This window comes from Pseudomonas sp. JV245A (genome assembly GCF_032424515.1).
Lineage (GTDB): Bacteria > Pseudomonadota > Gammaproteobacteria > Pseudomonadales > Pseudomonadaceae > Aquipseudomonas > Aquipseudomonas protegens.
Genome location: NZ_VYKE01000004.1, coordinates 78,792 through 98,862, shown reverse-complemented (window position 1 = coordinate 98,862; position 20,071 = coordinate 78,792). Strand labels below are relative to the sequence as shown.

At 64.8% G+C, this 20,071-nt stretch carries 11 protein-coding genes; 5 read left to right on the top strand and 6 right to left on the bottom strand.

Annotation, left to right across the window (positions count from 1 at the left end; all coding sequences use genetic code 11):
• From F6S12_RS02500 to F6S12_RS02485, 4 genes are all read left to right on the top strand, one after another.
• Nucleotides 1–235, top strand: a 235-nt coding sequence (locus tag F6S12_RS02500; RefSeq protein WP_315868691.1) for a GNAT family N-acetyltransferase, incomplete at its 5' end; no start/stop codon positions are given.
• A complete protein-coding gene (locus F6S12_RS02495; protein ID WP_011059000.1) occupies nucleotides 232–537 on the top strand; it encodes an urease subunit beta in 306 nt (101 codons plus the stop codon). The genes F6S12_RS02500 and F6S12_RS02495, both read left to right, overlap by 4 nt.
• 108 nt (nucleotides 538–645) lie before the next feature.
• Nucleotides 646–2,346 (top strand): urease subunit alpha, encoded by a 1,701-nt coding sequence (ureC, locus tag F6S12_RS02490; protein WP_011058999.1) that lies wholly within the window; start codon nucleotides 646–648, stop codon nucleotides 2,344–2,346.
• A 98-nt stretch (nucleotides 2,347–2,444) separates the two neighbouring features.
• Nucleotides 2,445–3,578, top strand: a complete 1,134-nt coding sequence (locus tag F6S12_RS02485) for a sensor histidine kinase (protein WP_161466584.1) — start codon at nucleotides 2,445–2,447, stop codon at nucleotides 3,576–3,578.
• A gap of 87 nt (nucleotides 3,579–3,665) precedes the next feature.
• Here the strand turns inward: F6S12_RS02485 and F6S12_RS02480 are convergent, their stop codons facing one another.
• Nucleotides 3,666–3,968 carry a chaperone modulator CbpM gene (locus tag F6S12_RS02480; protein ID WP_011058997.1) on the bottom strand — a complete coding sequence of 101 codons (303 nt, stop codon included), beginning with the start codon at nucleotides 3,966–3,968 and terminating at the stop codon, nucleotides 3,666–3,668.
• Between the two features lie 23 nt (nucleotides 3,969–3,991).
• Nucleotides 3,992–4,933, bottom strand: a complete 942-nt coding sequence (locus tag F6S12_RS02475) for a DnaJ C-terminal domain-containing protein (protein WP_011058996.1) — start codon at nucleotides 4,931–4,933, stop codon at nucleotides 3,992–3,994.
• Nucleotides 4,934–5,230: 297 nt separating this feature from the next.
• Here F6S12_RS02475 and F6S12_RS02470 point away from each other — a divergent pair, with 297 nt between their 5' ends.
• Entirely contained in the window at nucleotides 5,231–6,496 is a 1,266-nt protein-coding gene (locus F6S12_RS02470; protein ID WP_161466583.1) for an Hsp70 family protein, read from the top strand.
• 66 nt (nucleotides 6,497–6,562) lie between these two features.
• Here F6S12_RS02470 and F6S12_RS02465 read toward each other — a convergent pair whose 3' ends face one another.
• The 4 genes from F6S12_RS02465 to F6S12_RS02450 form a co-directional block, all read right to left on the bottom strand.
• Complete coding sequence (locus F6S12_RS02465) at nucleotides 6,563–7,573, bottom strand: AI-2E family transporter (RefSeq protein ID WP_011058994.1); 1,011 nt, start codon at nucleotides 7,571–7,573, stop codon at nucleotides 6,563–6,565.
• A gap of 125 nt (nucleotides 7,574–7,698) precedes the next feature.
• Nucleotides 7,699–8,550 carry a hypothetical protein gene (locus F6S12_RS02460; protein ID WP_311167248.1) on the bottom strand — a complete coding sequence of 284 codons (852 nt, stop codon included), beginning with the start codon at nucleotides 8,548–8,550 and terminating at the stop codon, nucleotides 7,699–7,701.
• Nucleotides 8,547–18,185 (bottom strand): hemagglutinin repeat-containing protein, encoded by a 9,639-nt coding sequence (locus F6S12_RS02455; RefSeq protein WP_315868690.1) that lies wholly within the window; start codon nucleotides 18,183–18,185, stop codon nucleotides 8,547–8,549. The genes F6S12_RS02460 and F6S12_RS02455 overlap by 4 nt, the downstream gene beginning before the upstream one ends.
• Before the next feature lie 20 nt (nucleotides 18,186–18,205).
• On the bottom strand, nucleotides 18,206–19,909 hold the full coding sequence (locus F6S12_RS02450) for a ShlB/FhaC/HecB family hemolysin secretion/activation protein (protein ID WP_161466580.1): 1,704 nt from the start codon (nucleotides 19,907–19,909) through the stop codon (nucleotides 18,206–18,208).
• Between the last annotated feature and the right edge of the window lie 162 nt (nucleotides 19,910–20,071).

Below are 20,071 nucleotides of genomic sequence, written 5' to 3'. Positions count from 1 at the left end.
CAGCGCCCGCCGCCGCGGCCTGGGCCAGCAGTTGATGAATGCCCTGGAACAGGCCGCCCGCCAGCACAAGCGCGGGCTGCTGTACCTGGACACGGAGGCCGGCTCCGCGGCGGAAGAGTTCTACCGCGCCCTGGGCTATACCCGGGTCGGCGAACTGCCCAACTACTGCCAGAGCCCGGACGGCACCTATACCGCCACCGCCATCTACTTCAAGACCCTGGGACAACCCCTATGATTCCTGGCCAATACCAGATCCAGCCCGGCGAGATCGAACTCAACGCCGGGCGCCGCACCCTGCGCCTGAACGTATCCAACAGCGGCGACCGGCCAATCCAGGTCGGCTCCCACTACCACTTCTTCGAAACCAACGACGCCTTGACCTTCGACCGAGCCGCCAGCCGCGGCATGCGCCTGAACATCGCCGCCGGCACCGCGGTGCGCTTCGAACCGGGCCAGACCCGGGAAGTGGAACTGGTGGAACTGGCCGGCAAGCGCCGGGTATTCGGCTTCGCCGGGCGGATCATGGGCGACCTCTGATCCCTCGACCCTACGCACGTAGGAGCCAGCTTGCCGGCGAATGCGGTCTTTCGGGCCCCTTCGCCGGCAAGCCGGCTCCTGCAAGACCTGTTTTTGTAAGGAGCTGCGATGAAGATTTCCCGTGAAGCCTACGCGGACATGTTCGGCCCCACCGTGGGCGACAAGGTGCGGCTGGCCGACACCGAGCTGTGGATCGAAGTGGAGAAGGATTTCACCACCTACGGTGAAGAAGTGAAGTTCGGCGGCGGCAAGGTGATCCGTGACGGTATGGGCCAGAGCCAGTTGCTGGCCGCCGAGGTGGTGGACACCCTGATCACCAACGCCCTGATCATCGACCACTGGGGCATCGTCAAGGCCGACGTCGGCCTCAAGGACGGGCGCATCGCCGCCATAGGCAAGGCCGGCAATCCGGACATCCAGCCCGACGTGAACATCGCCATCGGCGCCAGCACCGAGGTCATCGCCGGTGAGGGCATGATCCTCACCGCCGGCGGCATCGATACCCATATCCACTTCATCTGCCCGCAGCAGATCGAAGAGGCGCTGATGAGCGGCGTCACCACCATGATCGGTGGCGGCACGGGACCTGCCACCGGGACCAACGCCACCACCTGCACCTCCGGGCCCTGGCACATGGCGCGCATGCTCCAGGCGGCGGACGCCTTCGCCATGAACATCGGCTTTACCGGCAAGGGCAACGCCAGCCTGCCCGAGCCGCTGATCGAACAGGTCAAGGCCGGGGCCATCGGCCTCAAGCTGCACGAGGACTGGGGCAGCACCCCGGCCAGCATCGACAACTGCCTGAGCGTGGCCGATGAGTACGACGTGCAGGTGGCGATCCACACCGACACCCTCAATGAATCGGGCTTCGTCGAAACCACCCTGGGCGCCTTCAAGGGCCGCACCATCCATACCTACCACACCGAAGGCGCCGGCGGCGGCCATGCCCCGGACATCATCAAGGCCTGCGGCCTGGCCAATGTGCTGCCCAGCTCCACCAACCCGACCCGGCCCTTCACCCGCAACACCATCGACGAACACCTGGACATGCTGATGGTCTGCCATCACCTGGACCCGAGCATCGCCGAGGACGTGGCCTTCGCCGAAAGCCGCATCCGCCGGGAGACCATTGCCGCCGAGGACATCCTCCACGACCTGGGCGCGTTCTCGATGATCAGTTCCGACAGCCAGGCCATGGGCCGGGTCGGCGAAGTGGTGACCCGCACCTGGCAGACCGCCGACAAGATGCACAAGCAGCGCGGTCCGCTGCCGGGAGACGGCCCGGGCAACAGCAACTTCCGGGTCAAGCGCTACATTGCCAAGTACACCATCAACCCGGCGATCACCCACGGCATCAGCCATGAGGTGGGCTCCGTCGAAGTGGGCAAGTGGGCCGACCTGGTGCTCTGGCGCCCGGCGTTCTTCGGGGTCAAGCCGACCCTGATCCTCAAGGGCGGGGCCATTGCCGCCAGCCTGATGGGCGACGCCAACGCCTCGATCCCGACCCCGCAGCCGGTGCACTACCGGCCGATGTTCGCCAGCTTCGGCGGCAGCCGTCACGCCACCAGCCTGACCTTCATCAGCCAGGCGGCACTGGAGGCCGGGGTGCCGGAGCAGTTGGGGCTGAAAAAACGCATCGCCGTGGTCAAGGGCTGTCGCAACGTGCAGAAAACCGACCTGATCCACAACGACTACCTGCCGGATATCGAAGTCGACCCGCAGACCTATCAGGTCAAGGCTGATGGCGTCCTGCTGTGGTGCGAACCGGCGGACGTGCTGCCCATGGCCCAGCGCTACTTCCTGTTCTAGGGCCGGTCCACCACTGGGCAGAGTGGCTGCTGAAATGTTCGATTAGGCGCTAAGATGCGTCTCGGTTTTCCACTCACTGCCCAGTAAGGTGCCCGGCTATGCGCCTGTCCGATTTTATCGTGCAGCACGTTGATCGAATCGTTGATGAATGGGAACAATTTGCCAGGAGCCTCGCCCAGGACTCCCTGACCCGCACGGACCTGCGTGACCACGCGCGCTCCATCCTGCTGGCCGCCGCCCGGGATATGTGCACCGCCCAGAGCCCCGGGGAACAAAGGGCCAAGGCCAAGGGCGAAGGCCCGGAAAAAACCCCCAGCCTGGATGCCGCGGCCGCCAGCCATGGCGAGCTGCGCCATCACGTGGGTTTTGACCTGGTGCAGATGACCTCGGAATTCCGCCACCTGCGAGCCTGCGTGATCCGCCTGTGGGTGGCCAGCCTGCAGACACCGGACCTGGCCTACCTGCAGGACATGATCCGTTTCAACGAAGCCATTGATGAAGCCCTGGCCGAGTCCACCGCGGCCTATGCCGAACAGGTCAGCCGCTCGCGGGATATCTTCCTGGCAATTCTTGGCCACGACCTGCGGGCGCCGTTGCAGGCAGTGAGCATGTCCACTGAAATGCTGGCACGCAAAGTCGCCCTGGACGGCGACGCCCAGGCCTTCGTTTCACGTATCAAGAGCGGCACCCGGCACATGGGCGCCATGGTCAGCGACCTGCTGGAGTTCGTGCGCAGCCGCCTGGGCAGCAGCCTGCCCATCGAACCTGCGCCCATGGACCTGGCCAGCGCGGCCAAGGCGGCCATGGACGAAGCCTGCGCCGGGCAGCCCGATTGCACCCCGCTGATGAGCTTCGAGGGCGACAGCCATGGCATCTGGGACCGCGGGCGCATCGAGCAGATGCTGCAGAACCTGATCGGCAACGCCCTGCAGCACGGCAACAACCGCCGCACCGTGACCGTGACCATCACCGGTGGCGCGGAACAGGTGCTGTTAACCGTGCACAACTACGGCCCGCCGATCCCCCCGGAGGCCCTGGGCACCCTGTTCGACCCGTTGGTGCGTAGCGTCGACGAAGAACTGGGCAACCCCAGCACCAGCCTTGGCCTGGGGCTGTTCATCGTCAAGGAAGTGGTGGTTGCCCACCAGGGCAGCATCGAAGTCAGCTCCAACGCCAGCGATGGCACCACCTTCACCGTGGTCCTGCCGCGCGTCTCCCGCGCCACCCCGTAGGAGCTGGCTTGCCAGCGAAGGCGCCAGCACAAGCGACGCAAGGCTCAAGGGCCTCTTCGCCGGCAAGCCGGCTCCTACAGGGGGCGGTCAGTCCACCAGCAGGCGGCCCAGGCGCTGTTTGAGCATCTGGTTCTCGGCGCGCAGTTGCCGCACTTCGTCCAGCAGGTCCAGGGCCAGGGCCACGCCTTCCCATTCCAGGTCCAGGTCGCGGCGCAACTTCGCCGCGCGCTTGGCCAGGGACAGCTCATAGTCGTTGAAGCGCCAGTCCTTGGGGGCCCGGCCCTGAGGTTCGAGGATGCCGTGCTCGACGATTTCGATCACGTAGGCCGCCGACAGGTCGGCCACTTCACAGAACTCTTCCATGTCCAGCTGAACGATCAGGGTGCTCATGATCAGCGCCTCCTAGTGTCGAATCAGAAATTTTCCCGGGGGTCGAACGCTGCCTTCTTCGCCAGCTCCTGCCACAAGGCCTTGACGTCGTCGCCCGCCTGCTTGGGCATGACCGCCTTGAGTTGCACGAACAGGTAGCCGCGCTGGCCGGCCTTGTTCAGCAGGCCATGGCCCTTGGCGCGCATGCGCTGGCCATTCTGGCTGCCGGCCGGAACCTTGAGGTTGATCTTGCCGGTCAGGGTCGGTACCGCGACCTCGGTCCCCAGCGCCAGCTCCCAGGGGGCCAGTGGCAAGGTGATGATCAGGTTCTCGCCTTCGACATCGAACTTGGGATGCGGCGCGAAGCGAATGGTCAGGTACAGGTCGCCATTCGCGCCGCCGCCCACGCCCGGCGCGCCCTGGCCCTTGAGGCGGATGCGCTCGCCGTCGGTGACACCTGCCGGAATCTTCACGTTCAGGCTCTTGCTGGTGTTGCTGACGTGTTGGCCATTGGCGTTGTACTGCGGCACCTGGAAGCTGATCTTCTTCGACTCGGTGGACAGGGTTTCTTCAAGAAAGATCGGCAGTTCCATTTCCACATCCTGTCCACGACGACCGCTGCTGCGGCGCTGCTCCGGGCCGCCGAATCCTGGCCCCCGGTTACCAAAGATCGAACTGAAGAAGTCCGAGAAATCGCCACCGTCCTCGCCGCCGCCAAAACCGCCACGGCTCTGCCAGCCCGGCGGGCCCTGGAAGGGCTGGCCATGCTGGCCGTACTTGCGCAGGTCATCGTACTCGGCGCGCTTGTCGGCGCTTTTCAGCGCTTCATAGGCTTCCGAGGCGTCCTTGAACTTGGCCTCGGCATCCTTTTCCTTACTGACGTCGGGGTGGTACTTGCGCGCCAGCTTGCGATAGGCGGCCTTGATCGCCTTGTCGTCCGCTGTCGGCTCCACGCCGAGAATCTTGTAATAGTCTTTGAAGTCCATCGAGGGAATCACCATCCGTTATCAAAGTCGCGCGGCGTGCAGCACAGCATGCTCGGTCTGGCAGCATGAGAATTGATCAATCTCAATTCTCTGACTGAACGGCGCATCAGAAGTTTATCGGCAGCCTCGGGCGGATCTTGTGATCCCGGGTGGCTGCTCGGCCCATGCCTGCAAGTTTGGGGGTAAAGGATAGTCTTTCAAGGCACGACAGGGGGTGATTTAGCAGATAGTCGGCCTTTGCAAGGCGCGAGGACTGGCGTACGCTGCGCGGCCGTTTTTTTCACCGGATCCAAAGACATGAACAACGCCACCCCGGCCCGTGCCTGCGGCATTGACTTCGGTACCTCCAACTCCACCGTCGGCTGGCTGCGCCCCGGCGAGGAGACGCTGATCGCCCTGGAGGACGACAAGATCACCCTGCCTTCGGTGGTGTTCTTCAATATCGAGGAGCGCCGTCCGGTATACGGCCGCCTGGCGCTGCACGAATACCTGGAAGGCTACGAAGGCCGGCTGATGCGCTCGCTGAAAAGCCTGCTGGGTTCCAAGCTGATCAAGCACGACACCAGCGTGCTGGGCACTGCCATGCCGTTCAAGGACCTGCTGGGGCTGTTCATCGGCCAACTGAAAAGCCGCGCCGAAGCCTCCGCCGGTCGGGAATTCGAAGAAGTGGTGCTGGGGCGCCCGGTGTTCTTCGTCGATGACGACGCCGCCGCCGACCAGGAAGCCGAAGACACCCTGGTGGAAGTGGCCCGCAAGATCGGCTTCAAGCACGTGTCCTTCCAGTACGAACCCATCGCCGCGGCCTTCGACTACGAATCCACCATCGAGCGCGAAGAGCTGGTGCTGATCGTCGACATCGGCGGTGGTACCTCGGACTTCTCCCTGGTGCGCCTGTCCCCCGAGCGCCGTGGCGTCGATAACCGCCACGACGACATCCTCGCCACCGGCGGCGTGCACGTCGGCGGTACCGATTTCGACAAGCAACTGAGCCTCCAGGGCGTGATGCCGCTGTTCGGCTACGGCAGCCGGATGAAGAGCGGCGCCTACATGCCCACCAGCCACCACATGAACCTGGCGACCTGGCACACCATCAACTCGGTGTACTCGCAGAAATCCCAGCTGGCCCTGGGCAGCATGCGCTATGACATCGAGGACACCGGCGGCATCGACCGCCTGTTCAAGCTGATCGAACAGCGCGCCGGGCACTGGCTGGCCATGATCGTTGAAGAGACCAAGATCCAGCTGACCCACGCAGAGAACCGCCTGGTAGCCCTGGACCGAATCGAGCGCGACCTCAGCGTGGACCTGAGCCGGGCCCTGTTCGAATCCTCCATCGACGGTTTGCTGGAGCGCATCCGCACCAGCGTCACCCAGTTGCTGAACGACGCCAATGTCGGTGTGGGCCAGGTCGATACGGTGTTCTTCACCGGAGGTTCCAGCGGCATTCCGGCGCTGCGCCAGAGCGTGGCGGCGATGCTGCCCAATGCCCGGCATGTGGAAGGCAATATCTTCGGCAGCATCGGCAGCGGCCTGGCCATCGAGGCCAAGAAGCGTTACGGCTGAAACAGCTTCGCCGGCCCGCCGGCTCCTACAAGGTTCTGTAGGAGCCGGCGGGCCGGCGAACAAGGTTCACACCAATCCCGCCAGCTTCAACTCGCTCTTCAGGTACGCGTAATAGATCGGCCCCGCCACCACCCCGGGCAGGCCGAAGGCGGCCTCGAACACCAGCATCGCCAGCAGCAGCTCCCAGGACTTGGCACTGATCTGCCCGCCAACGATCCGCGCGTTGAGGAAGTATTCCAGCTTGTGGATAAAGATCAGGTAGCCCAGCGCCGCCACCGCCACCCAGATCGACAGCGACAGGCCGACGATGGTGATCAGTGTGTTGGAAATCAGGTTGCCGATCACCGGCAGCAGGCCCAGCAGGAAGGTCAGCACGATCAGGGTCTTGGTCAGCGGCAGCTTGACCCCGAACAGCGGCAGGATCAGCGCCAGGAAGATCCCGGTGAAGAAGGTGTTGAGCAGGGAGATCTTGATCTGGGCGAAGACGATGTTGCGAAACGCCTGGACCAGCAGGTGCAGACGGTCGAACAGCGCCGCCGCCAGAGGCTTGCGCTTGGTCAGGTCGGGGACCCGCTGCAGGGCAATGATCGCCCCCAGGACCATGCCGATCAGCAGGGTCACGAACATGTGCGCCGCGTCCTTGCCTACCAGTTGCAACTCGCTCAGGTGCTTGCTGGCCCAGGCGCCGATGGCGGCCTGGAACTCGGCGGCGCTGGCCGGCAGGTAGGAATCGAGGAACGGCGGCAACTGGCCCCGGGCCTTGTCCACCACCACCATGAACTTGCCCAGCGAGGCACCCGGGTTCTCCGCCTCATGCAACAGGAAGCTGATGGCCCCGGCGAACAGCAGGGTCAGCAGGCTGACCACCAGGGTGCCCAGCAGGGCCACCGCCAGCCAGCGCGCACGCCGGCCTTCGATCAGCCGCTGCAGTTGCGGGGTGAGCATGTTGACCAGCTCGAACACCAGCAACCCGGCCAGCAGGCTGGGCAGCAGACGCAGGGGCAAGGCCAGCAACAGGCCACCGAAGATGATGATCCAACTGATGAACAACAGATGACGCTGTGAAAACGCTGGCATATAGCCTCAAGACAGACAGCGGGGAAAAGACCGGCAGTCTGCCAGCCTTCACCCCTGAGGAATAGTGGCAGGCGCCGTGAGGACGCGGGCTTACAGGGTACTGGAGTGTTGTGACAGGCGAAGGTTCAGTCGTCTTTGGCCCCGGGCGCCGGGGCCGAAAGGTCGGGCAGCGGCACGTCGTAGCCGCAGTAGTGCAGGCGGGTCAGGGTCAGGCGCTTGTCGGGGTAGTCGCTGCCCCAGGCACTTCCCCGGTCATAACGAGCCTTGCCGCGGGCACAAGCAGCCTGGAGCCGGTTTTGTGCCTGAGCCAGAGCCGAAGGTGCCAGACGCTTGATCTGCAAGCTGGCAAAGAACGGCAGGATAAAGGTCCGATCAAGATCGTAACCCTTGGCGCCCAGCGCCAGACGTTGCCCGGCATGTACGTAGAACGGTTGAGTCAGGCCGCTTTCCCCTTCCCAGCACCAATACCTGACCTCATCCTCCCAGAGCCCCACTGCAGCCCCCTGCCAGTGCTCATAGAAGCGCAGGCACTGGTAGCCACCCCGGGTGACCCAATCCACTTCACGGGGTTTGGCACCACTGCCGGGCAAAGCCAATGCAGCCAGCTTGCCCTGGAGAAAGGCGTCGTGGGGATACATCAGCCCATAACCCTCACCGTCGAGAAAACTGCTGACCTTCATGTACAGCGAAGACGCCGATACCTGGACATCGCCATAGGCGAAGGTCCCCTCGGTAGCGACAGACAGGCTGTCGCTGATTCTGTCGTAGTAGAAACCGCCCATGAGCGTACCGCATTCTGTGTGCCGGAACGGTTCAGGCAGGTCGAAGGAGAAACGCTGGGGCAAGGTCACCCGCTTGGCCCCTTCGCTACACAACATGCGCTGCTCGGTGCGTCGCTCCTGCGGCTTGGCGGGGAGGTTCAGGCATCCCCCGAGCAGCACTGCCAGCCCCACCACCACACTTGGACTCCCCCTCATCTGCGGATAGTGTCCTTGCCATTGGCATCGATGAACGTAGGTTCAATGTACCGGGGATTCTTCTTGAACTGGTCCTGCAGCGCATTGGGCGCATCACCGCACATGCCCTTGGCAACACACAGGTAGTTCGAGTGCGGGCTATCCACTCCCATCAACGAGGTGCTGGTCGCCAGCGAACCGAAGAAACGAGCCACCGGGTCGGACGAGTGCGTGAAGTTCTGCCCCAGCAGATCCGACACGGTATCGGTGACCGGCAACATGCCGAAAAAGGTCTTCGACCCCGGACGGTTGACCTGGAAGAAGGCGCCGTTGCCGATATCGAATCCGGCGGCATCGGCGGCTTCAAAGAAGCTCTTGGAACCCACTGGGGCGCCCGACAACTGGATGCTCCCGACCTGGCCATTGAGGTTGAAATCCAGGCCGGAAATCGCCCGGTAGGTCAACAGACCGCCCTGGCTGTGGCCGGCAACGTCCAGCTTGTACTCATCCTTGATCCCGGCCTGGAAGAAATCGTGCAGCTGCTGGGCGTTACCAGAGCGTACCGTCCCGCCCAGCGCCACATCCCACAGCGACTCGACCAAGTCGCCGAGAATCCCGTGCTCGGGGTTGTAGGCCTGCATGAAGGAATCGGAGCCGGTCTGCATCGCACCGTTGACCAATGCCGCCATCAGCGAGTTCTGGATGCCGTTGGTGAACACTGCACCATCACCATCGGGACGCTCGATCTCCATCAGCTTCTGCACGTTCTCGATCATCGGTTTGCCGGACAACGGGTCCACCTTGATGGTCTTGCCGTCGGACTCGTACTGGTACTTGGTCTCAACCCGATAGAAGCGCATGTCACCCGTGATCAAGGCCGGCACCTGGGTGATCAGGCCACCATGGTTCTCGACGCCGGGCATGATGCCACCGGTGTACTTGCCAGCCTTGTCGAGCACGGTTTCCAGGAGCCCAGGAATCCAGGCCAGCGGCAGCAACGACGGGTTGTCGGCCACCACCTGGTCCGCCGCCTTACTCAGGTCGCCAAACTGGGTGAAGATACCCGAGGCATTCTTGCCATAGTTCTTCATCCCCTCCTTCCACTGGTTCAGGGTCTGAATCGGGTGGTTCACCGACTCCAGGGACGACTGCGAGACATACAGGTCGGTACGCTTTTCCTTGTCCTTGGTGATTTCATAGGCCAGGGACACATCGCGGTTCAGGCCCGCAGTGGAGTCGGCGCCAGTCTTGGCGTCGTTGCGCACGGTGATGGTGCCCGCGCCCACTGTGGCGCGCACTTCCTGCTCACGCTCCTTGCGGTAGTCATAGCCGCTGACGCTCCAGCCGGACGCCCCGGTCTTGCCCTTGCCTTCCTGGCTCTTGTCCGTGGTGAAGGCCACGTCCTTGCCGCCGGTGGCCTTGGCGCCATCGCCGCCGCCCCAGCCAAAGGTGCCGCCCGCATTGACGTAGTAGCTGTGCTCCTTGTCCTGGCCGGAGATATCGCGGAAGCCCAGGGTGCCGGTGTCCAGCTTGAGGTTGCCGTTGTCGGCGGCGACCAGCGCGCCGTCGAGCTGGGTGTGGTTCTCGGTGCGGATGTCCACTCCGTTCTTGCCGGTGATGCTGGTCTGCTCCTGGACCCAGTTGGTCTTGCCGGTGGTCTTGCCCATGCCCAGGGAACCGCTGACGCTGCCACCGCCGCCCAGGCCGATGCTCACGGTGACACTGGCATCCATTTCCTTGCCGCTGACCTTGCCGGTGTCCGGCACCGAGGACACGGTCAGGTCACCGCCAACCCGGCCGATGACCTCACCACCGCGCAGGGTGGCGCCGGCGATGGTGGTGTCCTTGCCACTGCTGAAGCGCAGCTGGTCGCCGGCTACCAGATTGGCGTTCTGCTGCCGCTGGTTGTCCCGGTCCAACTGGCCCTTGCCCATGTCGACGCTGGCGTAGACCGAGATGAAGTCCTTGCCGCCCACGGCCAGGCCCACTTCACCACCGCCGCTGTGGCGGCTGGACTCGCTGCTGGAATCGTTCTGCGCGGCGCGGATGGTCAGGTCGTTACCGGCGCCCAGGTCGATATCGCGCCCGGCCTGGACCTGGGTTCCGATCAGGGTCAGGTTGTTGCGCGCCTCAAGGCTGACATCACGCCCGGCGAGGAATACCGACGGGGTGTTGGTGCCCTGGTTCATCTGCTCGCTGGCCACACCGTTGCTGCCGCCGATACCGGCACGGGCGCTACCGCCGCCGCTCTGGCCATTGATGCCGCCCTGGCTGCGGGCGGTCTTGCTCTCTTCGGAAACCGAACCGCGGGCCACATCCACATTGATGTCACGGCCCACCAGGGTGATGTCGCGCCCGGCGTCGAACTGACCACCGCGAATGTTGATGTCATTGCCGGCCACGGCGCTGATATCCCGCCCGGCCCCCAGGCTGGCAGGGCTGTTGCTGTGTACTTCCTGGCGCGAGCTGCTGGACTGGCTGGCCGTACCGAAATGGGTCGCGGTGGTCGGGCCCGAGGTGAACTGGTTGATCGCATCCACGGTGCTCAGCACGCTGGAGGCCTTGCTGGTGTTGTCCTCGCCTTTGCCGGTGCCCTTGAGGGCGTCCATGGTGTTGCCGTAGTTGTGGCTGACATTGACCGTCAGGCCATTGCGGTCACGGCTCTTGCTGCGCTCCTCGATCGAGGTTTCCTTGCCCGCGTCGATGCTGATATCGCGCCCGGCCTGCAGGTTGATATCACGCCCGGCATCCACTCGCGAGCCTTCCAGGGTCAGGTCACGTCCGGCCTTGATGGTTGCATCCTGCCCGGCCAGCAACTGGCTCGGCGCCACGGTCTGCTCGGCATTGCGCGATTTCTGCTTGAGGCCTTCGCTGCCCAGGAACGCGGTGACGCCATTGCGATCGCTCTCCAGGGACAGCCCCACATGCTTCTCGGACTTCCAGTTGCTCTGGTCCGAGCTGTTGCTGCCGGCCAGCACGTTGACATCGCGTCCCGCCCCCACATTCAGGTTGCGCTCGGCCGCGGCCGTGCTGCCGATCATGTTGACGTCACGGGATGCCTGCAGGGTGGTGTCACGCCCGCCACTGACCACGCTGCCGACACTCTGGGATTGAATGTTTTCCTGGCCGGATTTCTTCGAGGAGGCAATCGAAGTGAAACTGCCGGAACTGGAGAACCCCACCTTGCTCTTGTACTTGTCGCTCTGGCTGCTGGAGGTGTTGGCCGCGTCCATCAGGTTGATGTCGCCGTTCTTGTCGATCAGCCCGGCGCGCACTTCGGCATCGCGCTTGGCTTCGATGGAACTGGCCGAAAGGTTGACGTTGGTCCCGGATATCACCACCGCGTCATTGCCGGCACTCAGCTCGCTGCCCACCTGGGTGGTGCTGCTGGAGGTGCGGCTGTTGCCGCTCTTGCTCAGGCCGAAGCTGCCTTTCTTCTTCTGGCTGTAGGCGCTGTCCTGCTGCTCCTGGGCCGAGACCAGGCTGACGTCCCGGGTAGCGCCCACCAGCAGGTCGTTGCCGGCCTTGAGCTGGCTGCCGACCACGGTGACGTCGCGTCCGCCGTTGAGGCTGATACGGCCGTCCTTGTCCTGGCTGACGTTGACCATCAGGTCGTGCCCGGCGCTGATCTCGGAAGCCACGTTGGTGGTGGAGGAATCGGCGCTGCGGGTGGTCTTGCTCTTGCCCCAGGAACCTTTCTTCTTCTGGTAGAAGGTCGAGGATTGCTCGTCCTGGGCCGAAGCGATGACGATGTCGCGCTTGGCATTGAGGGACAGGTCGTTGCCGGCGCTGACCTGGCTCGCTACCACCGCCAGGTCGCGCCCGGCATTGAGTTCCAGGTTGCCGCCGGTGGTCACGCTGGAGCCCAGGGTCTGCACCGTGTCGTTGGTCACCAGGCCGCGACGGATCGCGCTCTGGGTGAAGGTGTGGTCCTGCACCGCCAGCAGGTCGATGTCGCGACCGGCGCTGAGCTTGGCATCGCCGGCACTGGCGAGCTGGCCGAGGTTGGTCAGGTCGCGACCGGCGCTGAGGTCCAGCTGCTGGCGCGCGGTGATCTGGCTGCCCTGGTCGAGGATGGTGCGATTGCCCGAGCCGTAGCCGACGGCCACTGCGGTGCGGTCGTTGATGATGTCGCCCTTGATCGAGGTGACGCTGACCTGGTTGCCGCGGATTTCCCCGGCCAGGGCGTTGCGCACGCTGTCCTGGGCCATCAGGCTGACCCGCTCGTTGGCCTCGATCAGGCCGCCCTGGTAGAGGCTGCCGCCAGCATTCACGCTCAGGTCGTTGCTGGCCCGCAGGGTACCGACGTTGGTCAGGTCGCCGCCGGCGATCAGGGTCATGTCGCGCCCCTGTATCAAGCTGCCACCGCGCAGGTTGCGGGTTTCCGCCTGGGCCAGGTAGAGCACCGGCACCAGCACTTTCTCACCCTGCACTTCGCGGGTTTCCATCCACACGATGTCATGGGTCAGCGAGGCCACCTGGGCCGGGGTCAGGGACACGCCGATGCTCAGGTTCAACTGGTCCTTGGAAGCGATGGCGTTGTCCATCAGGTAGCGGTACTGGTCGTAGTCGCTGGTCAGCCCGGCCGCCAGGAAGCGCTGGCCGGTCTGGGCCAGCACCGCGTCGCGAATCAGCCGGGTCTCGTACAGGCCGTCGCCCAGGCGGCGCCAGGTCTGATCGGTGTTGTAGTTGAGGTTGCCGAGCATGTAGTCCGAGCTCATGAAGCGCGACAGGTCGGTGAAGGTCGGGTTGGTCTCGATCAGGTAGCGGCCCTGGGGGTTCTGGCTCTTGACGAACAGGCCGTACTCGCCCTGAGGCACGCGGAAGCTCGACAGCGAGGTCGGGTCCACGGCGGCGAACGGCACGCCGGAGAAATCCACCGGGACGAAGCTGACCTGGGTGGTGCCGTCGGCGCCGACCTTCTCGATGCGTTGCACATCCTTGGCCACCTGGTTGGCCGCCGCGGAGCTCTGGGCATTGACCGTGATCACCTGGCCGCCGACCTGGGCCAGGTTGTTCTGCAGCGTCTGCCCGGTGAGCTGGGCGCGGCTCTGTTCGCTCTGCACGCCGTTTTCAAGGGTGCCGCTGACCTGCAGGTGCAGGCGCTGGCCGGCCTGCAGGGTGGAGGCGTAGGCAGTCTGGGAGCCCGGGGTGATCACCGTGTGGCTGGCGGGTTCGTAGATCGGGTACTGGGTCACCACGGTCGGCAGCGGGTCCTGCTGGCCCGGCGCGCGATTGGCGTTGGCGGCGTTCCAGGCGATGGTGGCGCGCTCGGCGGCGCGGAACGCGCCCTTGGAAACCCCGTGCAGGAAATAGCTGATGCTCTCGACCCGTTTGTTCAGGGTCAGGCCCCGGTTGTACAGGTTGTTGGCGGTGATGGAGACATCGCGGTTGGCGGCGATCAGGCTCTGGTCGTTTTCCACCGTATCGGCATTGATGGTCAGGTCACGGTTGGACACCAGGCGGGCGCCAGCGGAGTGCTCGCCCATGGTGCCTTCGTAGGTGGTGTTAACGATGTAAGTGGCGGTGTGGTAATCGCCGGAACAGTCGGTGCAGTTGATCACGATATTGCGCTGGGTGATGGTTTCGCCGACCTGGTACTGGTCCATGGCGTTTTGCAGCAACGCCACGTTGAGGTTCATGTCGCCCTCGCTTTCGATGGTTCCGGAGCGGTTGCTCAGCAGGGCCGCGCGGCCCCCGTCGAGGGCGGCGAAGCTGAGGTTGCCGGCGCTGTAGATGTCGCCGTAGCTGTTGGCCAGGCCGTTGCCCCGCAGGAGCATGTCGCCGCCGCTGTAGATCAGGGTGTCGGCCGAGGTGGTGATGCCGTTGCTGGAGCGCAGTTGCATCTGCCCCAGGGCGCCCAGGGTGCCGCGGTTGTTGATCTGCCCCGCCGACACGTAGAGGTTCTGGCTGGCGATCAGCCGGCCCAGGTTGTCCAGGGTGCCGCGCAGGTTCAGCTCGGTGTCGCCGCCGCTGGCGATACGACCGCCGTTCTGGTTGAGGTCGCTGGCGCCCACCGTGAGCTTGCCCCGGGACGACAGCAGGCCGCTGTTGTTCAGGTTGCCCCCCAGGTCCAGGGTCAGGTAGCCGTCACTGGCCAGCTCCCCGGCGTTGTTCAGGGTTGCGGCGCCCACCCGCAGGCCGCTGGCGCTGGCGATACGGTCACCGGCACTGAGGTTGAGATCGCCGCCGGTGCTCAGGTCCAGGGCGCCGTTGAGCTGCATCAGCCCGCTGCGGTCCACCCGGCCGATGTCCCAGTCGCCCCGGCCCAGGCCGGTGATGCGCCCCTGGAGGCCCGAGAGCCCGCCCAGGTCGAGTTTGAACAGGCCGTTGCCAGCGTGCTCGATGCTGCCGCCGACGTTGTTCAGGTTGCCCGCATTCAGGCTGAAGGCGTTGGAGCCCAGGGCCAGGCTACCGCCCTGGTTGTACAGGCTGCCGCCCAGGCTGACCCGGCTTTGCTCCCCGCCTACGGCGCGGATTCGCCCGCCAGCGCTGTTGTCCAGGTTGCCGCCCACCAGCAGCAGCGAGCCGGCCGACTCCACCAGGCCGCCCTGGTTGTAGAGGTTGGCCGCGGTGGTCAGGTCCAACTGCTGGGCGCTGATTTCGCCGCCCCAGCGGTTGTCCAGGGTCTGTCCGGAAGCGCTGAGCAGGCCGTTGGCGTAGAGCTTGCCTGCCTGGTTGGTGAGGCGGTCCACCACCAGCTTCAGGTTGCCGGCCTGGCTGCTGATCAAGCCGGCCTTGCCGTTCAGGGCACTGTTATCCACAGCCCCGGCCGTCACCGCCAGGGTCGCGCCCTGCAGGGTGCCGCCACGGTTGTCCAGGCTGCCCTGGCCCAGGGTGACCTCACCATGGCCGCCCTGGGCCAGGATCATCCCTTCGGCGTTGTTCAGGCCCCCGGCCACCAGGTTCAGGCCATCGCTGCCAGCGAGCAGTTGCCCCTGGCGGTTGTCCAGCGCGCCGCCATCGACCTCCAGGCGCTTGCCCTTGAGGGTGCCGCCCTGGTTGTCGAGACGGGCCAGTTGGGTGACCTTGAGTGCCTGGTCACCGGCGTCGATGACCCCGGCGCTGTTGTTCAATACGCCGTTGTTGAGGGCCACATGCAGCCCCCCGGTCTTGGCCACCACTGCGCCCCTGGCGCTGTTGTCCAGGCCCGCGGCGTTGATCCCGACGCTCTCGCCGAGGATCACCCCGCCACTGTTGTTCAGTTGGCCGCCGTTGACTTGCAGATGCCCGTCGCTTTGCAGGCGCCCCTGGCTGTTGAGCAACTGCCCCGGGGTGGCGCCATCGGCAGTCAAGGTCAGCAGCAAGCCGTCGCTGCCCGCCGCCAGCAGGCCTGCGCCCTGGTTGTCCAGGCGCTGGGTGCTCAGGCTCAGGCGGTCGCCCACCAGTTGCCCGCCACGGTTGTCCAAAAGGCCGTTGTTGGTCAGCAGCAATTGATTGCCCACCACCACGCCGCCCTGGTTGTTCAGGCTGCCGGAGCCGATCTGCACATCGCCGTTCTTGGCCTGCAAATGGCCCAGGGCGTTGTTCAGATGCTGCTTGACCGTCAGGGTCAGCTGGCCGGCTTCGGCGCTGAGTACCCCGCCCTGGTTCTGGCTGAGGCTGTCGAGGTTGGCAGTCAGTACGTTGCCGATCACCTGGCCCTGGTTGTTGGCCAGGTCCCGGGCTTCCAGCAGCAGGTTGTCCTTGCCTTGCAGCAGGCCGCCCTGGTTGTCGATGTCCGCGGTGTGCAGCTCAAGCCCGGTGGCATCCACCGTGCCGCCCTGGTTATCGAGCTTGCCACTGCTGGTGAGGGTCAGCTGCGGAGCAACCAGGGTGCCAGCGCGGTTATCCACGCTGGCGGACTTGAGGCTGAGCAGCGATGTGGCCTGGAGCTTGCCACCCGCATTGATCAGGTCCTGGGCGAGGCTCACCTGCAACTCGCCCTTCTCGGCGCTGACCAGGCCCTTCTGGCTGTTGTCCAGGCGAGTGCCAGTGATCTTGATCTGGTCGGCCAGCAGCTTGCCGCCCTGGTTGAGCAACTCTGCGCCCTGGGTTTCCAGCAGGGTCTGGGCCTGGAGCTGGCCACCGTTGTTGTTCAACTGCTCGCTGACCTTGAAGGTGGCGCTGCCCTGGCTGGCCCCGATCAGGCCCTGCTGGTTGTCCAGCCGCCCGGCGCTGATCTCTACCCGGTCGGCAATCATCGAGCCTTTCTGGTTGCTCACTTCGCGGGCCTTGAGGGTCAGGTCGGCGCCCGCCACTTCCAGGCGCCCGCCGTTGTTGTTCAGGCTATCCAGAGTGAGCGTCGCGGCCTGCTGCTCGCCAAAGCGGATCAGGCCGCCCAGGTTGGCGATGGCCGGGGTGGTCAGCACCAGCTCGTGCTGTGCCAGCACACGGGCCTGTGCGCCCTGGTTGACCAGGCGCGCGGTCTTGACCTCGACCTTGGGCCCCTGAATCACCCCGTTCTGGTTGTTCAGGGCCTGGCGCGCGGTCAGCTCCAGGTTGCGGCTGGCCAGTACGTTGCCGCGGTTCTCCAGGGTGCCGGCGGTCAGCTTGACCTCGCCGTGATCGTTGCGGCTGTTGTCGGTGTTGACTCCGGCTTCGATGATGCCGTGGTTGACCACCTGCGCGGCGTCCACCACCTGGACCCGGTCCCGGGCCGCCAGGCTGGTCTGCACCTGGATCTGCTCGGCGGCCTGCAGGGTCGCCTCGGTGCCGGCGTAGGCCTTGCCCTTGAGCTCGATGCTCTGGGCCTTGATGGCGATGGCCTGGTTGGCGCCCATGCCGGCGACCGTGACCTTGCCGTTGGCGTCGATCTGGATATCACCGGTGCTGGCCGCCATTTCCCCGGACATGTTCACCCCCACGCCCTTTTCCGTGCCCACCAGGCGGATCGCCCCGGCGTACATGCCGCCCAGGGCCGAGCTGTCGATGGCCAATTCCGGCTTGGCGCTGGCGTCGGCATCCCGGGCCGTGACGCTCAGGTCATCGGCCTTGACGTCGTTGCGCCCGGTGATGACGTTGAGCTTCTTGGCGTACAGGTCGGCATTGAGCTTGGTACTGCGGGTGATCAGGTCGAACTGGTCGATGTTGCTGGCGTTGAGGCCGGCGCCTTCGATGCTGATGTCGCCGCCATCGACCTGGAAGCGATCGAGTTTCTGCCCTTCGATCACCGGCTTGCCGGTGGTCAGGGTGGCCCGTGGGGTGTTGATGAAGCCGCAGCCGTTGCAGGTGATGCCATGGGGGTTGGCGACGATCACCCGGGCCGACTGCCCGGCCACTTCGGTATAGCCCGCCAGCTTGCTGCGATTGCTGCCGGTGACTTCGTTGAGAATGACCTGGGCCGCCTGCCCCTTGAGGTTGGGGTTGCCCATGATGTAGCCGCCCAGCTGAGTGTTCTGGGTCGAGCCGGTACCGTTATTGAGGATCAGGCCGTTGCTGCCGACGTTGTATTCGCTGAACTTGTTGTGGGACAAGCCGGCGCCGTTGGCGGCGTTGATGTTGACGATGGGTACGCCATTGCCGGCCGCGCCGATGGTGGCGTTGCCCCCCGCGGCCGGGTCCAGGGCCAGGCCTGCGGCCACGCTGACGATCGGGTTGAGAAACAGGATCCCCGACAACGACAGGGCAATGCATTGGGCAAAAGGCTTGCGTACGTCCATGTGCGAATCATCCATTCAATAACGTTGCGGGCGAGTCAGAAGAACAGGTCTACCCGGAAGTACACCGGGTGCTCTCGCCTCTCGATAATTGCCGGTCGCTCCAGGGAGCGTGCGAAGCTGACGGATGCAGCCAGGTACTGGCCGCGAGCATTGAGTTCCAGGGCATTGCCGCTCATGCGGCCGCGGGCATCTTGGTTGTAGCGATCGCCCTTGATCACCCCCACGTCATACGCAAAGGCCATGCCGTATTCCTGGACAAAAGGCTGCAACGCCGGCCAGGTCACCGCACGGCGCCAGCGCAGTTGGTTGCGCCAGTAGCCGCCGCTGTTGCCGGACAGGGTCTGGTCCTGGAAGCCACGCACCGAGTTGAGGCCGCCGAGGCTGATGCGCTGGGGGCTGAAGAGCACGTCCTCGCTGCGCTGCCCGGTGGCCAGGCTGTCGAAGCTGAAGTTTTCGTTCCACAGGCGAAAGGGCTGCAGGTAGCTCAGGGTCAGGCTGTATTTGTTGTAACGGGCCACCGGCTCGCTGCCATGGGGATTGCCGCTGGCCTGGGCATCCAGGGCGCCGATGCCCTGCTGCCAGCCAATGTCGGCGTTGACCAGGGCATTGCCGATGCGCCGCCCATGGTTGAAGCCCAGCTGGCTTTCGGTGATGCGGTTGCTGGACACGTCGATCAGGTTGTCATCGATGTAGTTGCGCGTGCGCAACTGGCTCAGGCCCAGGCTCATGCCGGTCTTGCTCAGGTTGTCGCGGTGCAGCACCCGTTCGGCGCGCAACTGCTGGTTCTTGCTTTCGCCGTCCATGGTGAAGTCGAAGCCGGTGCTGTCATTGCGGGTGCGGTAGTAGCTCTGGCTGTAGGAATAACTGAGGGTCCACCAGCCCCAGGGCAGGCTGTAGAACAGGCTCTGGTTGTCGGAGTGGCGCCAGCGGTCACTGACCGTGTCCTGATTGGCCCGCAGGCTGAGCTGGTCTGCCAGGCCCAGGGGGCTGTCCCAGTCCAGGCCGAGGCCGGCCTGCTGCTCGCCGGTGCTCTTGTCGCCGCTGTTGTTGCGGGTGGCCGATACCCGCCAGGGTTTCAGACGCTGGCCCTTGAGCCCGACACGGCTGTCGCCCAGTTTCTCTCCCGGGGCCAGTTCCAGTTCCACCTGGCGCGAAGGCAGGCGAGTCAGCTGGTCCACCAGTTGCTCCAGCTCCCGCAGGTTGAGCACCTCGCCGGTGGTGCCGGGAAAGGCCATGGCCAGTTCCCGCGAGCTGGCCAGGGCGGAACTGTCCAGGCTCTCCAGGCGGCCTTCGACCACCACGATGGTCAGTTGCCCCGAGGCCAGTTCCTGGGCCGGCAGGTAGGCCCGGGTGGTCACATAGCCCTGCTGCAGGTAGTGATGGGTGATGGCCTTGAGCAGGGTGTTGATCTGCGTCACCGACAGGCACTGGTCGCGATAGGGCGCCACCAGGCGCTCGCGATCGGCGGCGGAAAGATGATCGGCCCCCTTGAGAATCACGGTCTTGATGGTGAAACAGCGCTGCTCGCCCGGTTGCGGGGCAGGCTCGGGGGGCAAGGTCTTGCCGGGGAGTTGCTGGAGTTCGTCGAGGCGCTTCTGCTGCTCTTGCAGCAACTGCTGCTGGCGATCCCGAATCAGGTCGCGATCACCCGGCGTCTGCAGCGGCGCGGCACTGAGCGCGAGCGAAGCAGACAAAGCACAAAACGCTACTACAGGCCTGAACAAGCCAAAACGCGACATGCTTTCCATTCCCTAGAATCACGGATTTTGGCTGGCCAAACGTCCGCGTGGTGCGTCCCGGCACCTGTTTTCGAAGGGAACAAAGTGTAAATGTAAAAAAATTTACATAACAAAAAAGCGACGAGCGGTAGCTGCCAGACCTATCTCATTGAAAGCTAATGG